The 20,239-nt window shown below is 48.0% G+C and carries 12 protein-coding genes; 10 read left to right on the forward strand and 2 right to left on the reverse strand.

All coding sequences use genetic code 11. The annotated features are described in order from the left end of the window. The first annotated feature begins 22 nt into the window (after positions 1-22). The 5 genes from ACI4J0_RS12725 (at position 23) to ACI4J0_RS12745 (ending at position 11,653) form a co-directional block, all read left to right on the forward strand. Positions 23-1,693: a hypothetical protein gene (locus ACI4J0_RS12725; RefSeq protein ID WP_439766192.1), complete on the forward strand. Its 1,671-nt coding sequence runs from the start codon at positions 23-25 to the stop codon at positions 1,691-1,693. Continuing rightward, complete coding sequence (locus tag ACI4J0_RS12730) at positions 1,690-4,674, forward strand: response regulator (protein ID WP_439766193.1); 2,985 nt, start codon at positions 1,690-1,692, stop codon at positions 4,672-4,674. The genes ACI4J0_RS12725 and ACI4J0_RS12730 overlap by 4 nt, the downstream gene beginning before the upstream one ends. Positions 4,675-4,895: 221 nt before the next feature. Further along, positions 4,896-6,836: an HD domain-containing phosphohydrolase gene (locus tag ACI4J0_RS12735; RefSeq protein ID WP_439766194.1), complete on the forward strand. Its 1,941-nt coding sequence runs from the start codon at positions 4,896-4,898 to the stop codon at positions 6,834-6,836. Between the two features lie 99 nt (positions 6,837-6,935). Beyond that, positions 6,936-8,006, forward strand: a complete 1,071-nt coding sequence (locus ACI4J0_RS12740; RefSeq protein ID WP_439766195.1) for a response regulator — start codon at positions 6,936-6,938, stop codon at positions 8,004-8,006. A gap of 275 nt (positions 8,007-8,281) precedes the next feature. After that, positions 8,282-11,653 (forward strand): response regulator, encoded by a 3,372-nt coding sequence (locus ACI4J0_RS12745; protein ID WP_439766196.1) that lies wholly within the window; start codon positions 8,282-8,284, stop codon positions 11,651-11,653. Positions 11,654-11,736: 83 nt separating this feature from the next. Here the strand turns inward: ACI4J0_RS12745 and ACI4J0_RS12750 are convergent, their stop codons facing one another. Continuing rightward, positions 11,737-14,022: an ABC transporter permease gene (locus tag ACI4J0_RS12750; protein ID WP_439766197.1), complete on the reverse strand. Its 2,286-nt coding sequence runs from the start codon at positions 14,020-14,022 to the stop codon at positions 11,737-11,739. Then, positions 14,015-14,716 (reverse strand): ABC transporter ATP-binding protein, encoded by a 702-nt coding sequence (locus ACI4J0_RS12755; RefSeq protein WP_439766198.1) that lies wholly within the window; start codon positions 14,714-14,716, stop codon positions 14,015-14,017. The genes ACI4J0_RS12750 and ACI4J0_RS12755 overlap by 8 nt, the downstream gene beginning before the upstream one ends. 168 nt (positions 14,717-14,884) lie before the next feature. Here ACI4J0_RS12755 and ACI4J0_RS12760 point away from each other — a divergent pair, with 168 nt between their 5' ends. From ACI4J0_RS12760 to urtB, 5 genes are all read left to right on the forward strand, one after another. Further along, entirely contained in the window at positions 14,885-15,562 is a 678-nt protein-coding gene (locus tag ACI4J0_RS12760) for a response regulator transcription factor (RefSeq protein ID WP_439766199.1), read from the forward strand. Next, positions 15,559-16,545, forward strand: coding sequence for a sensor histidine kinase (locus ACI4J0_RS12765; protein WP_439766200.1), 987 nt, complete (start codon positions 15,559-15,561; stop codon positions 16,543-16,545). Before ACI4J0_RS12760 ends, ACI4J0_RS12765 begins: the two co-directional genes overlap by 4 nt. A gap of 568 nt (positions 16,546-17,113) precedes the next feature. Continuing rightward, positions 17,114-17,806, forward strand: coding sequence for an AAA family ATPase (locus ACI4J0_RS12770; RefSeq protein ID WP_439766201.1), 693 nt, complete (start codon positions 17,114-17,116; stop codon positions 17,804-17,806). A 91-nt stretch (positions 17,807-17,897) separates the two neighbouring features. Next, positions 17,898-19,169, forward strand: a complete 1,272-nt coding sequence (urtA, locus tag ACI4J0_RS12775) for an urea ABC transporter substrate-binding protein (RefSeq protein WP_439766202.1) — start codon at positions 17,898-17,900, stop codon at positions 19,167-19,169. A 139-nt stretch (positions 19,170-19,308) separates the two neighbouring features. Beyond that, a complete protein-coding gene (urtB, locus tag ACI4J0_RS12780; protein ID WP_439766203.1) occupies positions 19,309-20,214 on the forward strand; it encodes an urea ABC transporter permease subunit UrtB in 906 nt (301 codons plus the stop codon). The last annotated feature ends 25 nt before the right edge of the window (positions 20,215-20,239 follow it).

Here is a 20,239-nt window from a genome sequence, read left to right on the forward strand (position 1 = left end):
TCAGAAAGGAATGGTCATAAATATGAAAAAAAGACCTATTGCCGCAGGAATGTGCGCTCTGCTTATGCTCGCAGGCTGCGGAGAAGCTCTGCCCGACAGTACCGGGCACCCCTCGGAGGAGGCTGAGGAGATATCCGCCGTTCTGAAAACGGACCGTGAGCTTAAAGCGGCTGCAGACTCATTGGCACCCAGCAGCATACTGAATTTCGGGGACGGACTTGAGATAACAGGACTTGGGGTCACATTTGACGGACGGCCCACAAGCTTTGACGGCTGCTATTATTTCCCCGCCATAGAAAAAATGACGGGGGTACGGGTCAGCATTGACTGGCAGACCGCCGAGGATTACAGTACAACGGTGGCGGCGACCCTTCTGTCGGGCAGGAGCGAGCTGCCCGATATCCTTAATCCCATGGATTTCGGCGTAATGGAGCTTGCGGGGGACGAGCTTATCCTGCCTCTGGACGATTATCTGGAGCTGATGCCCGATATCGCCGAGGCAGTGGGGGAGGAGCATATGGACGCGTGGCGTTCCGCTGACGGACATATATACACTATCCCCTCGGTATCCACCATAAGAGGCTCTTTTTCGGTGATGATAAGACAGGACTGGCTCAATGAGCTGGGAATGGACGTTCCCGATACATGGGAGGACTGGCTTGCCTACTGGAGAGGCGTGAGGGACAATGACCTTAACGGAAACGGAGACCCCTCCGATGAGATACCCGTGGCATTTGCAGGCGGAATGGGCGGGGAGCGGAGCCTTACACAGCTGATGAACGCCTTCGGGATAGCCGCTTCAAATGATTCGCAGTTCTGCGTCCTTGAGGACGGCACCTGCACAATGGTGTATGAACACCCGCGATATCCCGAATTTCTCAGCGCAATGGCAGGGCTTTATGCCGAGGGTATCCTGCGGGACGGCTACGGAGACTATACCTACTCGTCCATTGAGGAAATGATGGGCAATAACACTCTGGGAAGCACAATGACCTTTGCGGCTTCGGGAGCGCAGACGGCGGCTCTGAGGGAGTCGGGGGACGAGGACGCTCTCTGGATAAGCACAGCGCCTGTTATCGGTCCCTACGGAGACCGTATGATACCCGAGCGCGAGCTTATTACTCCCATGTGGTGCATAACTGCGGGGGCAGAGGAACGAGGCAGGGTGGAGGACATAGTCCGCTTCTTCAACTGGTGCTTTACCGAGGAGGGCGCATATCTTTACAATTACGGCATAGAGGGCGTAAGCTATACCGTTGAAAACGGCGTTCCCGTGCTTGACAAGGAGCTTGTGGCAAACGGCTTTGATGATTACAGAGCCGTTGGAATGAACTTTGAGCCCTTCGGAGGCCTCTGGCTCCGGGACGCTTATATGCAGTGCCTCTTTGCGGGAAAGGACGAAAGCGATCTGACCGATATCCGTAAGGAGACCTATAAGGGGCTTTTTGATATAAACAATGAATACTTCTATGTCCAGCCCGTTACCATTGAAACGCCCGCATATGTCAAATACCGTACAACGCTTATAACTGACGGCGTATGCAAATACAGGGATATGGCTGTCAGAGGGGAGATATCGGCGGAAGAGTTCCGCGCCGCCTATGAGTCGCTCAAGGAGGAGGGACTTTCCGAGGTGGCAGAGGAATGCAGCGCCTATTACAGAAGCTTGAGCTCGGGGGGCGGAAAAGAGTGAGCCGTGGAAGTGCTGAACAGAATAAAAAGAGAATAATTCCCGGGCTGACCTTCTACATTGCGGCGCTGGTCTTTTCGGCGCTGCTGATAGCGTGTACGGTGATCTGGGTGCACGATTCCTCCGAAGCGTCGGAGCAGATGATAAACCTGCTGGGCGAATTTTATCTTCAGGAGATAACCGAAAGAAATGCGGGGACCATCAACTCAAAGATAGAGGAAAAAACGGCTCAGATAAGCCGGGCGGTCGCCGAGCTTGATGATGGATATCTGAAGGACGAGGAGACTGTACGGGACTATATTTCGCTGGTGCAGGATCTTAACGGGCTGGATATTTTTGCCCTGGCAGATGAAAACGGAATGGTATATACAGCCGACAGCACCTTTTCGGGTATATCGAGATTTGGCTTTCTTTCCGAAGAGATAACGGATACGGCGGTATATTCCATAAAGAGCTACGGAACAAAGACCATGGTAGCCATAGCGATACCCGCCGGACACAGGGAGACCGACGGCATTCACATAGTCTCCTGCTTTACCGCAGTAAACGTGGAAAGCATCATATCGGCGGAACAGCTGCAGAATAAAGAAAACCGCATATACTGCAGAATGTTTGACAAGGACGGCAATAATCTGCTGAGCATAAATGGCGAATATCCCAACGGACAGAACCTTTTCGACATATACGAAAACAAAGCGGATTTTGCCCCCGGCTTCAGCCTTCAGCAAATGAAGGAGGACTGGAAGAACGGACGGGAGGGCTACTGCGTATATGACATGGCGGATACGGGCAATACATATGTGTATTACAAAGCCATTCCCGGCACTGACTGGATCATCACTTCCCTGATGAGAGAGAGCAACATCAATCAGGTGGTGGAGGCAGGCTCCCGCAAAATGGTGAGTTCAAGCGTGCTGATGCTGGCAGTGGTATCGGTCTCCCTGGCAGTTTTTCTGGTGTATATCATGATAGCGGCGCAGAAGGTCCGCAGGAGCCGCAGCGACAGCGAGCAGCTGAAGATCGTCGGCGCTCTCAGCAACGATTATTCGGATATCTTTCTGACCGACCCTCTCCGCGATAAGGTATCGACCATTAAAGAGCACGGCCGTATGCGCACGGCATGGAACAGCGTTTTCAGGTCATACAGCGAAGCATGGAGGAAATATGCTGATGATTACGTGCTGCCCGAGGACGCAGAGAGGGTGCTTGACGCGGTAAGCGTCGAAAATATCTGCGCAAAAATGAAGGATACGGAAGAATTTTCCATTGATTTCAGAGTAAATTACGAGGATAGGCTCCACTATATGCAGGCGAAGTTTGTAAAGCTTTTCGGTGAAACGGACAGGCTCATTGTGGGCATAAGGAACATCGACGAGCAGATGCAGGCAGAGGAGGAAAGGCGCAAGACTCTTCAGGACGCCCTTGATGCCGCTCAGCACGCAAACCGTGCAAAAACTGTATTTCTGAATAATATGAGCCACGATATCCGCACGCCTATGAACGCCATTCTGGGCTATACTTCCCTTGCGGCGGCTCACGCCGACAACAAAGAGCAGGTCTGCGATTATCTGAAAAAGATACAGATATCGGGCAGCCATCTTCTCAGCCTTATCAACGATGTCCTGGATATGAGCCGCATTGAATCGGGCAAGTTCAATATTGAGGAAAAGGAAGTCCATCTTCCCGATGTTATCCACGACCTGAGGAGCATCGTCCAGGCTGATATCAATTCAAAGCAGCTGGAATTTTATATCGATACCCTGGACGTGGTGAATGAAGACATTATATGCGATAAGCTCCGCCTTAACCAGATACTTCTGAACATTCTCAGCAATGCGGTCAAATTCACAAAGCCCGGGGGAATGGTGAGCCTGCGCATTATCCAGACATCGGACGCACCAAACGGATATGCGGCATACGAATTTCGCGTCAGGGACAACGGCATCGGTATGAGCGAGGAGTTCAGAGCGCATATTTTTGAAGCCTTCACCCGTGAGCGGACTTCCACCGTCAGCGGTATCCAGGGCACAGGTCTGGGTATGTCCATCACCAAAAACATTGTGGATATGATGGGCGGCACGATACGGGTAGAAAGCGAAGTGGGCAAGGGTACCGAGTTTGTGGTTGATCTCAGGTTCAGGATAAGCAAAGAGGCAAAGAAATACGAGCCTGTCCCCGAGATAAAGGGGCTTAGGGCTCTTGTGGCGGACGATGACGCAGATACCTGTATGAGCATTTCAAGTATGCTGCACAGGATAGGTATGCGTTCGGAATGGACGACCTCGGGCAAGGAGGCTGTTCTCCGCACACAGTTTGCAGTAAGCGAAAACGATGAATTTTACGCCTATATCATAGACTGGCTCATGCCCGATATGAACGGTATCGAAACTGTGCGGCGGATAAGGCGCATAATCGGAGACGGCAGCCCTATCATTATCCTTACCGCATATGACTGGTCGGACATTGAGAAGGAGGCAAGGGAGGCAGGCGTAACAAAATTTTGCTCCAAGCCCGTGTTTATGTCCGAGCTTCGCGATATCCTCACGGAGCCGTACAGGGCAGACGGCAAGAAAACGGACGAGCCCGCCCCGAAGACCGATTTTTCGGGCAGGAAAATACTTCTTGTGGAGGACAATGCGCTTAATCAGGAGATAGCTGCGGAAATACTCCGTGAAGCGGGCTTTGTCATTGACACTGCCGATGACGGAGAAAATGCTGTGGAGAAGGTGAAGGCGGCTGAGACGGGCGAGTATGACCTTATCCTTATGGATATTCAGATGCCCCATATGGACGGCTATGAGGCGACAAGACGGATACATGCGCTGGAAGACCCCGAAAAGGCAAATATCCCCATTATTGCAATGACCGCAAATGCCTTTGAGGAGGACAGGCAGGCTGCCTTTGACGCGGGAATGTGCGGACATATCGCAAAGCCTATCAATTTCCCGCTGCTGCTGGAAATTATCGGAAAAACACTGTCATAATATAAACAATGTATTTCGTAAAAATTCGGGAAATGTAAATTTTATCCCGCTAACAAGCTAAAATTTGACATTTTCCGACAATACTGATATAATAATATTATGGAATTGCCGACCCGGGTCAAAATTTATCTGATATTTTGGAAAAAGTGTTTGCAGACCTTTGCGGACGGCGATCCGATAAGAGTGCAACGCCGGTTGCTGAAACAACTCAGGAGGCTGCTATGGAGGATTTATTCGGAAGAAAATACAAGGTGCTTATTGTTGACGATTCGGATACAAACAGAGCTATTCTCGCAGAGATACTCAGGGAGGAATACGACATCATCGAGGCGGACAGCGGAGAGGGTGCGTTTAAGGTCCTGCAGCAGGAACAGGGCGAGATATCTCTGGTGCTGCTTGATGTCATGATGCCGGGAATGGACGGCTTTGAAGTCCTTGAGCGCATGAACAGACTGGGCATTATGGAAGATGTGCCCGTGATAATGATCTCGGCGGAAAGCTCTCCGGGATTTATTACAAAAGCCTATGATTTCGGTGCCGCCGATTATGTCAGCCGTCCCTTTGAGTCCACAGTAGTTCAGAGACGTGTGAAGAATACCATCACTCTGTACGCAAAGCAGCGCAGACTGGTGGATATCGTTGCAAACCAGATATATGAAAAAGAGAAAAACAGCAACCTGATGATATCCATACTGAGCCATATCGTTGAATTCAGAAACGGTGAAAGCGGCTCTCACGTTATACATATAAACATCATAACCGAGCTTCTGCTGAAGCAGCTTATGAGAAAGACCAAAAAATACGATCTGTCCCAGACCGATATACGCCTGATAAGCACAGCGTCCTCCCTTCACGATATCGGAAAGATAGCAATACCCGATGAGATACTCAACAAGCCCGGAAGATTTACTCCCAAGGAATACGAGATCATGAAGACCCACTCGGAGATAGGCGCTTCAATGCTGAAAAATCTTACCGACTATCAGGACGAGCCGCTGATGAAAGCGTCCTATGAGATATGCCGCTGGCACCATGAGCGCTATGACGGCAAGGGCTATCCCGACGGTCTCAAGGGCGACGAAATACCTATCTCGGCTCAGATAGTTTCCATCGCAGACGTATATGACGCCCTTACCAGCGAGCGCTGCTATAAGAAGGCATATTCCCACGAAAAGGCGATAGAGATGATATGCGGCGGCGAGTGCGGCGCGTTTAATCCTCTGATACTCGAATGTCTCCTGGATATAAGCGGCGACCTGCAGAAGGAGCTTCAGTCAAACACTTCGGGTATCAAGAACAAGCTTGAGATACGGGAGGTCACGGACGAGATACTCAACAACAACGACCTGTCCGCATCGGGACAGATGCTCCAGCAGCTTGAGCTTGAGCGCGCAAAAGCAGACTTTTTCGAAAGTGAGCTTTCGGGAATTACCTTTACCTTCCAGAGCTCACCCCCTGTTCTTACTCTGTCTGAAAGCGGCGCAGAGCGTCTGGGAGTAAGCAGGGTCATATCCGACCCTCTTGAAAGCCCCGAGATAAAAAAGCTCTCCGACGAGACCCTGAACAGGCTTCTTGAGGCGGTATCTCACGCAGCTTCTTCGGATCCCGCCGTCAATATGAGCGGCAGCATTCTTGCCGACGGCAGAATGACAGACTGCGATATCCGCTGCAAGACCCTTTGGATGTCCTCCGAACAGCCTAATTTTATCGGAGTATCGGGTGTTATCTTTTTGAAGGATACCCCTGCGGAGGAGACGCATAATAAGAATAATAAGGAGGATATTTCCGCTAAGGAAATAAATGGTATGGATTTTACTTTATTAAATCAGGTAGGCATAAATTCTGACAGCGCAGTTGAGAGATTTATGGGGAATGCAAATCTGTATGCAAAAATGCTGAGGAAATTCCTCGATGACAGTACATTCGCAAAGCTCACCGCAGCAGTTGCGGAGGGCAGCGGACAGGAGGCTCTTGAAGCGTCCCATACTCTCAAGGGAGTATGCGGCAATCTGTCCATAGAAAGCCTGTTTACTCTCTTCTCAGACCAGGTGGCAATTATGAGAGAGGGCAGATGGGACGACGCATATGCTATGATGACTGAAATAACCGAAAAATACAACAAAGTTACCGAGGCTCTCAGGACCTGGCTCGATATGCAGTAAAACGCTCCGACCCATCTTGGGCAAGGTTTTTCAAACAGGGTTTTGTTTATACGGCTTATCCGTTCGGAACACAAAGCCCTCAGGAAAGGAATGGTCATTATGGCAAATGCAAAAAGACTGCTTATCGTGGACGATTCTGAAATTGACAGAAACATCCTGCGAAATATTCTGAGCAAATGCTTTGAAATATCCGAAGCTGAAAACGGTTATGCCGCACTTGAGATAATAACCAAAAAGAAAACAAGGATAGACGGCGTTCTTCTCGATATATCCATGCCTGTTCTCGACGGCTTCAACGTGCTGGATATACTCAGCGAAAATCATATCGATATCCCCATAGTTCTCGTTACCGCCGAGGCTACCGCAGCCAATGTTTACCGAGCTGCCAAATACTCCATCGCAGGCTTCATAAGCAAGCCCTTTGAGGCTCAGATGATACTTGAAAAGCTTGCAAATCTTTTCGGGATAGAAAATATCCCTGCCGCCGCAGAGACCCATGAGGAAAACTTCGGCAAGACAGAGACCTATGAGACAGATACATACATCTCAAAGCTCACCGCCATTTTCAAGGCATATCTCAGGAATATCGATATGGACGATATGCATTGTCAGCGCGTTTCAAAGCTTATGGAAATACTGCTTGTGGAATACGGTCTCTCCGGCAAGACCGAGCTTGACACCCTTGATATAAAAATCATCAGCAAGGCGGCATATTTTCACGATATCGGACTGATGGGCATTCCCACAGAGCTTATCTTCAAAAAGGAGCATATGACAGGCGCCGAACGTGAGATATACGAAAGCCATACTGTCATGGGCGCAAACCTCATATGGCTCAACGGCTCCGAAAACTGCAAATTTTTCATTAAGGTATGCTCGGATATGTGTATGCATCACCACGAAAGATATGACGGTCTGGGCTATCCTCACGGACTGAGGGGAAGCGATAATTCGGTATACAGCCAGCTTTGCGGACTGTCCATACGCTTTGACAGCCTTTTTATAAAGCGCAGGGAGATAACCGACACCCAGTTTGATTTTGTGATAAACGAGCTTAAAATTGACAGAGGTGCATTCTCGCCCGAATTTACCGAGCTGCTTTCAAAGTGCAGGGGTGAGATACTCAGTTATTACAAAATGCTGGAATCAAGCAATATAGCAGCAGACTGACAATGCTTCGGGAGCGGACAGATCTCCTTTCCGAAAATTTTGTCGGGACATTTCTCCTCATAGATGGGTTCTATGGGGAGATTTTTATAATACTAATAACCAATTAACCTATGGACAAAATACGGCGGCTATAATACCGCCAACTCTGCGTCAAACTCCCTTGCCGGGCGACAGCCCGCCTGCGGTCGTTTTCCTTGATTTGTCGTATTCTATCCACCGTCTTTATCCATAGAACAATTGGTTATTAGTATAAAAAGAAAGTGAGTGACTTGAAAATGCCTGAGAATACATATAAACAGGATAACGCTTTTTCACAGAAAAAAGATCCGGAAGAACTGCTGCGCAGCCTTATCGGCGGAGATACCGCTGTATCATCATATCTGAAGCTGTCTGAGCAGAACAGGCTTGACGCAGTTTCGGTGCTTGACGGCGTTGCTCCTATCGGAATGATAGGCGGATACTGCGAGGAAGGCTTTCCGCTTTTTTACGCAAGCAGTTCTCTGTATTCAATGATGGGTTACGAGACCTTTGACGAGTTTTCCGCGGCTATTCAGGGAAAGGTGGCAAATACCATTTATTACCAGGACTATGACCGCGTTCTTGAGGAGCTTGCCGATGTTAAAAATACGGGGGACGAATACAGCGTTACCTATCGTATGCCCCGCAAGGACGGCAGCCTTTTCTGGGTCATAGACAAGGGCAGGATAGTTGAGACCGATGACGGCCGAAAGGCTATCGTCAGCTTCTGTATGGACATTTCCGAAATAATGGAGCGCCAGACAAGTATGCAGAAGAATTTTGCGGAGCTCAAGCACCGCAGCGATGAACTGCAGTACCTTAACAATAATATTCCCGTGGGATATCACCGCTGCGCCGACACCCCCGATTACGACTTTCTCTATGTCAGCAACAGATTTCTCCATATGCTGGGTTACACCCGTCAGGAAATAAAGGAGCTTTTTGACGATAAATTCAGCAATATGATACACCCCGAGGACAGGAAAAGGCTGTTCGACGGCGAGGAAAATCATCAGGAAAACAGAGACCCCGATAAAAAATACGAGTATCGTATCAGATCAAAAAGCGGGTATATCTGGGTAATTGACCAGACCTCCTATATGGCGGATATGAACCCACCCTGCTTTCAGGGCGTTATTATGGACGTTACCGACCGCCATATGCTGCGTGAACAGCTCAAAGCAAGCAATAAGGCTTTCCAGATAGCGGCACAGGAAGCGGGCAATCTTGTTTTTACATATAACCGCAGGGAGCAGACGATCTACTGCGACAGCCTTACAGCCGAGATATTCGGCGTAAGCGAGGTACAGGAAGGTGTACCCTACGGCATAATAAAGCGGGGCGGCATCGTATCCCGTGGGACTGAGGCTGAGTATCTGCGTATCCACGAAGAGATACTCGGAGGCGCAAAGGAGTCGGGAGGAATTGTGGGGCTTATCAGCGCGGACGGCGAGGAAAGGGTATACGAGCTGAAATTCCAGACCATTCTCGACGAAGCCGATGAACCTACAGAGCTTGCTGTGGGAGTTTACAAGGACATAACCAAGCCATACCTTGAAGCAAAGGCGCAGGAGGAAAGTCTCAGAAGCCTTATGGAGGAGTATACCACCGTCAAGGAACAGATGAAAAACGAGAGCAGGGAAAGAATGGCAATAATCTATGCTCTCAGTATGGAGTATTATTCCCTCTGGCTTATTGACCTTAAAAACGATACCCTTGTTGTGCGGCGAAATGACAATAAATTTATGGACAGGGTGGATTCAAAGCCCCATTGCTTTTCCGACTCCATAAAGCTCTATTCCGAGAAATGGGTACACCCCGCAGACAAGGAAAGGTTCCTTGAGGAAATGTCGGTCGCGAATATAAGCAGGCGGCTGAGATCGGAAAGGTCATTTTACGTCAGGATAAGACGGCGCTCGGAGGACGGGGATTACAAGTTTATCGAATCGCGCATCGTCCTTCTGAATGATACGGATAATGCGGATATGGCTATCATAGCCGTAAAGGATATAGACGGAGAGGTGCTTACCGAGGAGAAGAGAAAGACCCTTCTTAAAGAGGCTCTTGCCCAGGCGGAGCACGCAAGCCGTGCAAAGACCACCTTCCTCTCCAATATGTCCCACGACATAAGAACGCCTATGAATGCCATAATCGGCTTTGCGGGAATTGCCGCAAGCCATATCGACAACAAGGAAAGAGTGCAGGACTGTCTGGAAAAGATACTGTCCTCCAGCAATCATCTCCTGTCCCTTATAAACGATATCCTGGATATGAGCCGTATCGAAAGCGGAAAGATATCATTGCAGGAAAAGGAATGTAATCTTTCCGAGCGTATCCATAACCTTGTTCATATGATACGTCCGCAGATGAGGGCGAAGCAGCTGGAATTTTTCGTGGATACCATAGACGTGCAGGACGAGGACCTGATATTCGACCCCTTGAAGCTGGACCAGGTGCTTATAAACATTCTGGGCAACGCGGTAAAATTCACTCCTCCGGGCGGCATAGTATCCTTTACCATTCGTCAGAGCAAATCGGGAGATCCCGGCTCCTGCCATTATGATTTTATAATAAAGGATACGGGAATAGGTATGTCCGCGGATTTCTTAAAGCATATTTACGAGCCCTTCGAGCGTGAAAAGACCACTACAGTCAGCGGCACCGCAGGCAGCGGTCTGGGTATGGCGATAACCAAGAACACCGTTGATTTTATGGGCGGGACCATTGATATCGAAAGCGTTCCCGGCAAGGGAAGCTGCTTTACTGTGGGCTTTGATTTCAGGCGGCAGGATATTTCCGCCCGTGAGGAGCAGCTCAGCGAGCTTGAAGGTCTGCGTGCGCTTGTTGTGGACGATGACTTCAACATCTGCGACAGCGTTACAAAAATGCTTGCTCAGATAGGAATGAGGTCCGACTGGACCACATCGGGAAGAGAGGCTGTTTTCCGCGCCCGTAAGGCTCACGATGACGGAGACCCGTTCCACTGCTATATCATAGACTGGCTTATGCCGCAGATGGACGGTATAGAGACGGTGCGCCGCATACGCCTTGTTATCGGGAATGAAACTCCCATAATCGTTCTTACGGCATATGACTGGACGGATATCGAAGAGGAAGCGCGTGCGGCGGGAGTTACCGCCTTCTGCAGCAAGCCCATGTTTATGTCGGACCTGCGCAATGTGCTTTTTGAGACCAAGCTTTCCTGCAGGAAAAATGTCAGCGCCGAAGAACCCAAGAGATATGATTTCAGCGGCAGAAGAGTTCTTGTGGTGGAGGACAACGAGCTTAACCGCGAGATAGCCACTGAGCTTCTGAAGGGCGTCGGCTTTACTGCCGAGACCGCCTCGGACGGCTCTATCGCTGTGGAAATGGTGCGAAATTCCGCCGAAGGATATTATGACATTATCATAATGGATATCCAGATGCCTGTGATGGACGGCTACGAGGCTACACAGATAATACGCAGCCTGCCCCGTCACGATGTTATCCGTATGCCCATACTGGCAATGACTGCAAACGCCTTTGAGGAGGATAAGCAGGCAGCTCTCAGCGCAGGAATGAACGGGCATATCGCCAAGCCTATAGATGTTTCACGGCTCAGGCAGATGCTGGCTGATATACTGAAATGAGCCTTCAATAACGATGAAAAAGCCCATAGACGCCATGTCTGTGGGCTCTTTCAATAATACGCCTTCCCCTCGAAATGCTCCATTCAGTCAACTGTTCGTATCATATCAACAAGTGATTTTTTCTGCATATTTGCCAATGGTATAATAGAGGAGCAGAGGGCGGCAATAAACGAAACGGCTGCAGCAAGCCATATCTTAGGCATAGGCGCTATATAATCAAGCCTGATATCCACCAGATCGGTCACTCCCATTGCGGTCATAAACTGTTCTGTTCCGTATATCAGCAGACTGCATATAACTGTTGCCAGTAACCCTGCCGACAATGAATACTGGAGACATTCCATAACCGTCATACCGTAAAGCTGACCGTCTGTCATACCTATACACTGCATAGAAGCAAGCTCGCTTCTTCGGTTGAGAACGCCCGTTGAGAGTATGTTCACCATATTCACAACAGCAATAAGCGTCACCAAACCTGTGAGAAAAGCGACTGCTATGCGCTCTGTTGCAATGACAGTCCGTATCTGTCTGCGAACAGAAAAAGCGTCAGTCAAAAGCTCCAGTTCGGGAGCGTCATTTATTAAATTCAGGGCAGCATTGTAATCATCGCTGTTTTCAATTTCGCAGCCGTAAAGCGTAAAAGACCCTGCGCTTCCGTAATACTCATTTTCCACATTGTCGTAAGTTTCAAGAGTTCCCGCCAGAATGACATATTTTCCGCTTTCGGTATAGGAATAAATATCGTCCCTGTCAAGCTCGGCATATGTCTTTTCGGATGTACCCACCGTCTTTATATAAAAATCATTGTTTTGGTTTTCGTACCTGATGTAATACAGCGGCTCATTATTTTCGTTCATATGATCCCGTACAGCACGTATCCCGTTTCGTTCATTTTCGGACAGGCGTTCATATTCATCGGCAGAAACATATATATTTTTTATCATATTAAGTGTGACAGTATCACCTTCCGAGAGCTTTTGAGCCTCATCGGCAAATGCGTATTCATTTTCGGGAACAAGTAAAGCATAACCGCCGCTTTCCGTAAGCTCATCATATGCTGCGGGCGGCTTTCCGTCAAAAAGCTTTTCGTATGAAATACGGTCATAATATACCACATCTGCCATATATTTTTCTTTATCATTTTCAGTTCTTGCCGAACCGCTCCTTGAAATGTTCGTGGAAACATTACTGAAATAACCGCAGCTTTCCAGCTTTTCCATACCGCTTCTGTAGGTCGTGTTCGTATCGGTATTATTTACATAGTGTACCTGAAGATCTTCCTCGCCAAATCCCTCCGTCATTATTTCACCGAAGGATTTTTCAAATATATCAGTTACAGTGCTTATGCCCGCAAAAAGTACGATAGAAAACGTCAGTGACAGCACGGTTATGATAAATCTTTTTGGCTGACGGAGATTGTTTCGGGAAGCCATTTTTCCCTTCCAGCCGAAAACCGTACCGAAAAGCGAGAACCTCTTCACCTTTTTTACCGTATTGCTCCTGTTGCTGATAGCCCGGATAGGAGACATCCTGATCACTCTCATACCCGTTCCGTAAGCGGATAAAAGGACCCATAAAAGACCTGTCACTGCTGCTATGACCATATACAGCGGCTCAATGTGGAAATGCACCAGCTGTGCAGCCTTTTCGGAGGTGAGATACAGATCGGCTATTCCCGCAGACAATACCGCACGATAAGCAGCATAGCCCAGTCCTGTGCCGATGATCATTCCCGCAGGCACTCCCACTGCCGAAAGCATAAGCCCCTCCAGAGTAATGATCTTTACTATCTGTCCCGGTGCCGCACCTATTGATTGGAGCACGCCGAACTGACGCTCACGTTCCTTTGAGCTGATCTCAAATGCAGTATCAATGACCATTCTCAGCATTATGATGAAAAAAAGCACAACGATGTAAAACATAGAAAACAGCACTGCCATATTCGCTCTTGAATTAAGATCCACCATATCGAACATTACAAGCACCGAATTGACATTCAGTTCAAAGTCCCCCTCAAGCCGTTCAGCCAGCTTGTAGGAATAGCTTGGGTCGCCCTCCATGACCTCTCCGATGTACTCTGTGAACATAATACGCACTGTTTTTGTGCCGTTCTCCTCAATAATTTCAAGCTTGCCCATATCACCCACATAGTCCGAAACGATCCGTACCTGTTCATCATCAAGCTTTCTGAGTTCCATATGATAAGGCTTGTCATCATAGCAGGCGTCGCGTATAATATTCATAAAGGTTGAAAAACAGGTGAAAAGCATAGTCATAAGAGCCAGCGCCGCAGCGATGCTGCATACAGTAAGCACCGAATGACGCTTCTGAGTCGTTATGTACCGCTTAGCCATCATTCTTTCAAACATCAGATGACACCCCCATACCTGTCAGCTTGTCATCTGTTATCTTTCCGTCTGAAATGGTGATTATCCTGTCGCATTTCAGAGCGATATTCTCATCGTGTGTTATTATCAGCATAGTCTGATTCATTTCCCTGTTCGATCTGCGGAGGAGGTCAATTATCTCTGCGCTGCTGCGGCTGTCAAGATTTCCCGTAGGTTCGTCCGCAAGTATTACACCGGGAGATGTGAACAGAGCACGTCCGATAGATACCCTCTGCTGCTGACCGCCCGAAAGCTGTGAGGGAAGATGATACCGCCGTTCCCTGAGCCCTAACATATCAAGCAGCTTTTCAAGCTGAGCCTTATCAGGCTTTCGTCCGTCCATTATCAAGGGAAGAGTAATGTTTTCTTCGGCATTAAGAACAGGGATAAGGTTGTAAAACTGATATATCAGTCCCACCTGACGGCGGCGGAACACAGCAAGGTTTTTCGCATTCTGAGCGAAAACATCCTGACCGTCCAGCAGGACCTTTCCGCTTGTGGGACGGTCAACACCGCCTATAATATGCAGCAGCGTAGATTTTCCCGAGCCTGACGGACCCACCACGGCTGTCATCTGACCCTTTGGAACGGTAAATGACACATTATCCAGCGCCCTTACTTCATTCTCGCCCTTTCCGTAGGTCTTGCAGAGATTTTCTATTCTTAATAGTTCCATATTTTCTATCATACCTTTCGGAGCATTTTTGTTTATCAATATTATATCATACTTTAATAACAATTTCATTTCTCTTATCTTACAATATAGTAATAAACGAAAATTTTATTGAAAAAATGTTCCCTGTATGTTATAATTATGCTGGTATAAATAAGGAGAGCGATAACAATGAACTCAATTTTAATTATAGAAGATGACGACTCACTTGCCCGCAGCCTGATACAGTTTCTGACCGCCGAAGGCTTTAATGTTAAACACAGCTCAGGTCAGAAAGCAGGTATGCAGATCTTTCTTTCCGAAAATATTGACTGCGTGCTGCTGGACGTTTCATTGGAGGACGGAAACGGCTTTTCAGTCTGTAAGGCGATAAGAGAAATTTCACAGGTCCCGGTGATATTTCTCACAGCCTCAGCAGACGAAGGCTGTACAGTGGCAGGCTTTGAGGTAGGGTGTGATGATTATATCAGCAAGCCCTTCCGCCCCCGTGAGCTTGTGGCAAGGATACAGAATGTTATACGGCGGCATAGTTCCGAAACTCCGCCGCTCCTGAAATGCCGCAATATAACAGCCGATCCTGCAAGAGGACTTGTTACAAAAAACGGAAACGAAATATTCCTGTCAGCCCTTGAATACCGCCTGCTGCTGCTGTTTTTGTCAAACAAGGGTAAGCTTCTGACACGAGATCAGCTTGCAGATGAACTGTGGACCGTATCGGGAGAATTTATAGGGGACAATACTCTGAACGTGTATATCAAGCGTCTGCGGGACAAGATAGAAGATGACCCGCAGCACCCGGAGATACTTAAAACTGTTCGTGGGCTGGGCTACAAGGCGGTGGATATATGACGCCGGAAAAACGCTCCCTGATATTTCAGCTTATAATAATCGCAGTCGGAACTGCTGTCTGCTGTATGATAGATCTGCGGGCAGCCATAGTTATGCTTACTTCAGCACTGCTTATGCTGCTTGTGCAGCATTACACCGAGAAAAAAAGAAATAAAAGGATACTTGAGCTCTGTGATGAAATAGATAAAATTCTCCACGGAGCCGAGACGGTAAATTTTGATGATTTCCGTGAAGATGAACTGAGCATACTGTCAGCAGAGATACATAAAATGACTATCCGTCTCCGAGAACAGAACTCTGCATTAAAAAATGAAAAGGTCACAATGAAAGTGGCGCTGGAGGATATGTCTCACCAGCTTCGCACTCCGCTCACTTCTATGATGCTTATCCTTGAAATGCTCCGTGATCCCGAGCTGTCCCGAATTGAGCGTATGCGCCATATCCGTGAGATGACTTCTCTGCTCTCGCAGATGCAGTGGATACTTGAAACGCTTCTGAATATTTCACGTATGGAGGCAGGCGCAGTTACTTTCCGTAAACAGGATATAAATGCTGCTGAGCTTATACGAAATGCAGCGGATTCCATAGCAATTTCCCTTGAACTTAAAGGCGTTGCTCTTATAACAGATCCGGAAAACGATATTCATTTTACCGCCGACAATGAGTACTGTACCGAGGCGCTTATCAACATACTGAAAAATTGTATGGAGCATACCCCCGAGGGCGGAACAATAACTGTACGGGCATATTCAAACCCGCTTTATAAGTGCATAACCGTTTCCGACACAGGCAGCGGCTTCACACCGGAAGCATTGCCGCACATTTTTGAACGCTTCTATCACGATAACCGAAAAAGCGGTTTCGGAATAGGACTTGCCTTTGCACGTTCTGTAATTACATCTCAGAACGGAAGCTTGCAGGCAAGAAATTCTCCGCAGGGCGGAGCTGAGTTTGAATGGCGGATCTTTTCAGACGCGAAATAAAAGCAAGTTCGAGTATCATTTTCAAAGAAAAAAACACTTGATACTGTTAACGTGATAATATATTGGAGCAGCCGGATCAATACTATTGTTATTGGAAGAGAAGCGTTCTTTTCCAAAGTTATTTTCCTCCTTTTTTTGAAATTTTTTATCATCAGCATCACTTTACCTATACGCATTATCAACGCCACAGTTAACATAACTAAAGCTGCCGTACAAGCAATGGAACATATTTTAATGCAGCTTCAAAAAAGAATGCTATCCACCGTCTATATCCATAGAACAATTGGTTACCGGTAGAAAAATGCATTTTGATCTAAACATGATCAGCGGGCAGGAATAGTCTGTCCGCTTTTTGTTTTTTTCAGCAATTTGGCACAGAATTCCCAATTATGAACAAAATGCAAGTTTATAATTTGCAAAATGCATATTTTACAGAATTTCCCTGATATTTACCGTAATATATCTGATTTTTGCGGTAGCAAACGGTGGATTTTTATGGTATATTTTATTTGCAAAAGAAAAATCCGTATAAAGGATATGCAAAAAGTTCTGCGAAAGGGGAAGCCCTATGGATAATTACGTTATAACCATTGCCCGAGGCTTCGGCAGCGGAGGAAAGCATATCGGAATGGCGCTTTCAAAGCGGCTGGGCATTCCCTGCTACGACAGCCAGATACTTGCAATGGCTTCGAATTACAGCGGCATAAGCAAGGATCTGTTCGTTCAGGTGGACGAAAAGCTGAGAGGCTATCATCTCCTTAAACGGCTGATGAAAACTCCCAACACCGACGAGGTGGTGCAGCCCACCGACAAAAGCTTCATTTCCGACGTGAACCTCTACAACATTCAGGCGAGGATAATCAAGGAGCTGGGAAAGAACCAGTCCTGCATTATAATCGGCAAATGCGCAAATCACGTTCTCCGTGATTATGACAATGTGGTCAGCGTGTATGTGGAGGCTCCCAGGAAGGACTGTGTGGAGTCTATCGTAAATCTCCTCGGAGTCACTGAGGACGAGGCAAACAAGCTCATCTATCAGACCGACAGATACAGGGCTGATTACTACAAATACTACACAGGCGGCGAGAACTGGACAAATCCCGTTCTCTACGATATGACCCTCAATACCGCCCGTATCGGCAGAGACAAATGCGCCGAGCTTATTGTGGAATACCTTAAAATAAAGCTTGGCAGCGACATTCTCGATAAAAAGGGAACTGTGGAAAATGACAAGGCGCTTGCAGCCCTCAATTTAATTTAATTTCGGCAACGGAGCCGACGGAGATGTGGAAAGAGTCTCCGCCGGCTTTTTTGTATATCTGCAATTTGCATTTATAAGGAGAGGAAAATTTATGAAAAAGTTCAGTATGAAAATGATAGCCGCTTTTGCTGCGGCAGGAATGATGGCTATGAGCCTTGCAGGCTGCGGCGGCAGCGCAGGCACATCGTCGGGCGGCTCGGAAAGCACAGGCGGAGCTGCTTCGGGTGAGGATACCGTTAAGGTGGGACTTCTCCACTCTCTCACAGGCTCCATGGCAATAAGCGAGAAGGCTGTAAGAGACGCAGAGGTGCTTGCGATCGAAGAGATAAATGCCGCAGGAGGCGTTCTCGGCAAGCAGATAGTATATGTTGAAGAGGACGGCGCTTCCGAGCCTTCCACATTCGCAACAAAGGCTGAAAAGCTGGTGGACAGCGAAAAGGTAAAGACAGTTTTCGGCTGCTGGACATCTTCTTCAAGAAAGGCTGTAAAGCCCGTATTCGAGGATTACAACTCCCTGCTCTGGTATCCCGTTCAGTATGAGGGCATGGAGCAGTCGCCCAACATCGTTTACACAGGCGCAGCTCCCAATCAGCAGATAGTTCCCGCTATCGAATATCTCATCGACAAGGGCTACAAGAAATTCTTCCTTTTAGGCTCGGATTACGTATTCCCCAGAACCGCAAATATGATAATCACCGCTCAGGTGAATGCCGCAGGCTGTGAGGTCGTAGGCGAGGAATATGCGGATATGGACCAGACCGATTTCGCCGCTATCATCGGCAAGATAGAAGCCGCTCAGCCCGAGGTCATCATCAACACATTAAACGGCACAGGCAACGTTTCCTTCTTCAAGCAGATGGCTGAGAAGAACTACACCAGCGCAAACTATATGACAATGTCCTTCTCCATTGCGGAGGAAGAGGTTGCGACCATCGGCGCAGATATCCTCAAGGGTCATATGGTCTCCTGGAACTACTACCAGACCACCGAGACCGATGTGAACAAGGCATTTGTTTCCGCTTACAAGGCAAAGTTCGGCGATACAAGAGTTACCTCCGACCCCGCAGAGGCAGCATATGACGCTGTTTACCTCTGGAAGGCAGCCTGCGAAAAGGCAGGAAGCTTTGAGGTAGACGATGTGCTTGCAGCTATCCGCACAGGCGAGATCTCCTTTGACGCTCCCGAAGGCACAGTTACCATCAATGGTGAGAACCAGCACCTTACCAAGCCTGTAAGAATTGGCGAGGTAAAAGAGGACGGTCTTATCTACGAGGTATATTCAACGCCCTCCGCAGTTGACCCCGACCCCTATCTCACCACCTATGATTGGGCTGTTGCAGCAGGCATTCAGCCTATCGAATAAAATCTACCGATAAATGTTCCGGGGGGAGCACACCCTCCTTCGCTCCTCCCGGATATTTCATAAGCTTCGGAATAATATCCGATATTTCGGCGCTTATTCCGAAGCTTATGAATTTCCCCCCGAAAGGATGAGTATTTCTATGGAACAGTTTATCACCACCCTGTTCAACGGACTGAGCCTCAGCTCCATAATACTTCTCACGTCCTTAGGACTTGCTGTTACCTTCGGACTTATGAGAGTTATCAATATGGCTCACGGTGAATTTGTTATGATAGGAGCCTATACGACCTATGTGGTGCAGCAGATATTCGTGAAATTTCTGCCCGAAAGCGTAAGGGATATTTACTACATAGTTTCCATTCCTGCGGCATTCGGTGTGGCGTTTCTGCTGGGAAGTCTCCTTGAGAGATTTGTCATCTCAAGGCTTTACGGCAGAGAGATAGACAGTCTCCTTGCCACCTGGGGAATAAGCCTTATCCTCCAGCAGGCGGCAAGAAGCATTTTCGGCACTCAGGGCGTGAATGTCACCGCTCCCTCCTTCCTTAAAGGCGGCATAGAAATAGGCGGCTGCACATTTTCCTATAACCGCATTTTCATTTTCGTAATGGTGCTGCTCTGCCTGCTTATGGTATGGGTTATAATGTACAAGTCAAACTTCGGCAGACAGATGAGAGCGGTTATGCAGAACAGACCTATGGCGCAGTGTATGGGAATAAATTCCAGACGCGTGGATAATATCACCTTTGCTCTCGGCTCGGGTCTTGCGGGAATTGCAGGCTGCTCGGTGGCTTTACTCGGCTCCATTGACTCCACCGTGGGACAAAGCTACATCGTAAATTCCTTTATGGCTGTAGTTCTGGGCGGCGTGGGCAAGCTTGCGGGCACCGTTTTAGGCTCTGCAATTATCGGCTCGGCAAGTATTTTCACCGAAAATTACACCTCGTCCACCATTGCAAAGGCGATCGTTCTTCTTATAGTTATCGTATTTCTGCAGAAGCGTCCTCAGGGTCTCTTCGTTATCAAGAGCAGAAACCTGGACGAATAACAGGGAAAGGAGTTTTCTCACGTGA

It is taken from the genome of Huintestinicola sp., from assembly GCF_051882455.1.
Lineage (GTDB): Bacteria > Bacillota > Clostridia > Oscillospirales > Ruminococcaceae > Huintestinicola.

Excerpts from the sequence above, each read along its gene's own strand:
- ACI4J0_RS12760 (WP_439766199.1), top strand. The coding sequence starts at position 14,885 with ATGAACTCAATTTTAATTATAGAAGATGACGACTCACTTGCCCGCAGC.
- ACI4J0_RS12735 (WP_439766194.1), top strand. The coding sequence starts at position 4,896 with ATGGAGGATTTATTCGGAAGAAAATACAAGGTGCTTATTGTTGACGAT.
- ACI4J0_RS12740 (WP_439766195.1), top strand. The coding sequence starts at position 6,936 with ATGGCAAATGCAAAAAGACTGCTTATCGTGGACGATTCTGAAATTGAC.
- urtA (WP_439766202.1), top strand. The coding sequence starts at position 17,898 with ATGAAAAAGTTCAGTATGAAAATGATAGCCGCTTTTGCTGCGGCAGGA.
- ACI4J0_RS12755 (WP_439766198.1), bottom strand. The coding sequence starts at position 14,716 with ATGGAACTATTAAGAATAGAAAATCTCTGCAAGACCTACGGAAAGGGC.
- ACI4J0_RS12725 (WP_439766192.1), top strand. The coding sequence starts at position 23 with ATGAAAAAAAGACCTATTGCCGCAGGAATGTGCGCTCTGCTTATGCTC.
- ACI4J0_RS12765 (WP_439766200.1), top strand. The coding sequence starts at position 15,559 with ATGACGCCGGAAAAACGCTCCCTGATATTTCAGCTTATAATAATCGCA.
- ACI4J0_RS12750 (WP_439766197.1), bottom strand. The coding sequence starts at position 14,022 with ATGTTTGAAAGAATGATGGCTAAGCGGTACATAACGACTCAGAAGCGT.
- ACI4J0_RS12745 (WP_439766196.1), top strand. The coding sequence starts at position 8,282 with ATGCCTGAGAATACATATAAACAGGATAACGCTTTTTCACAGAAAAAA.
- ACI4J0_RS12770 (WP_439766201.1), top strand. The coding sequence starts at position 17,114 with ATGGATAATTACGTTATAACCATTGCCCGAGGCTTCGGCAGCGGAGGA.
- urtB (WP_439766203.1), top strand. The coding sequence starts at position 19,309 with ATGGAACAGTTTATCACCACCCTGTTCAACGGACTGAGCCTCAGCTCC.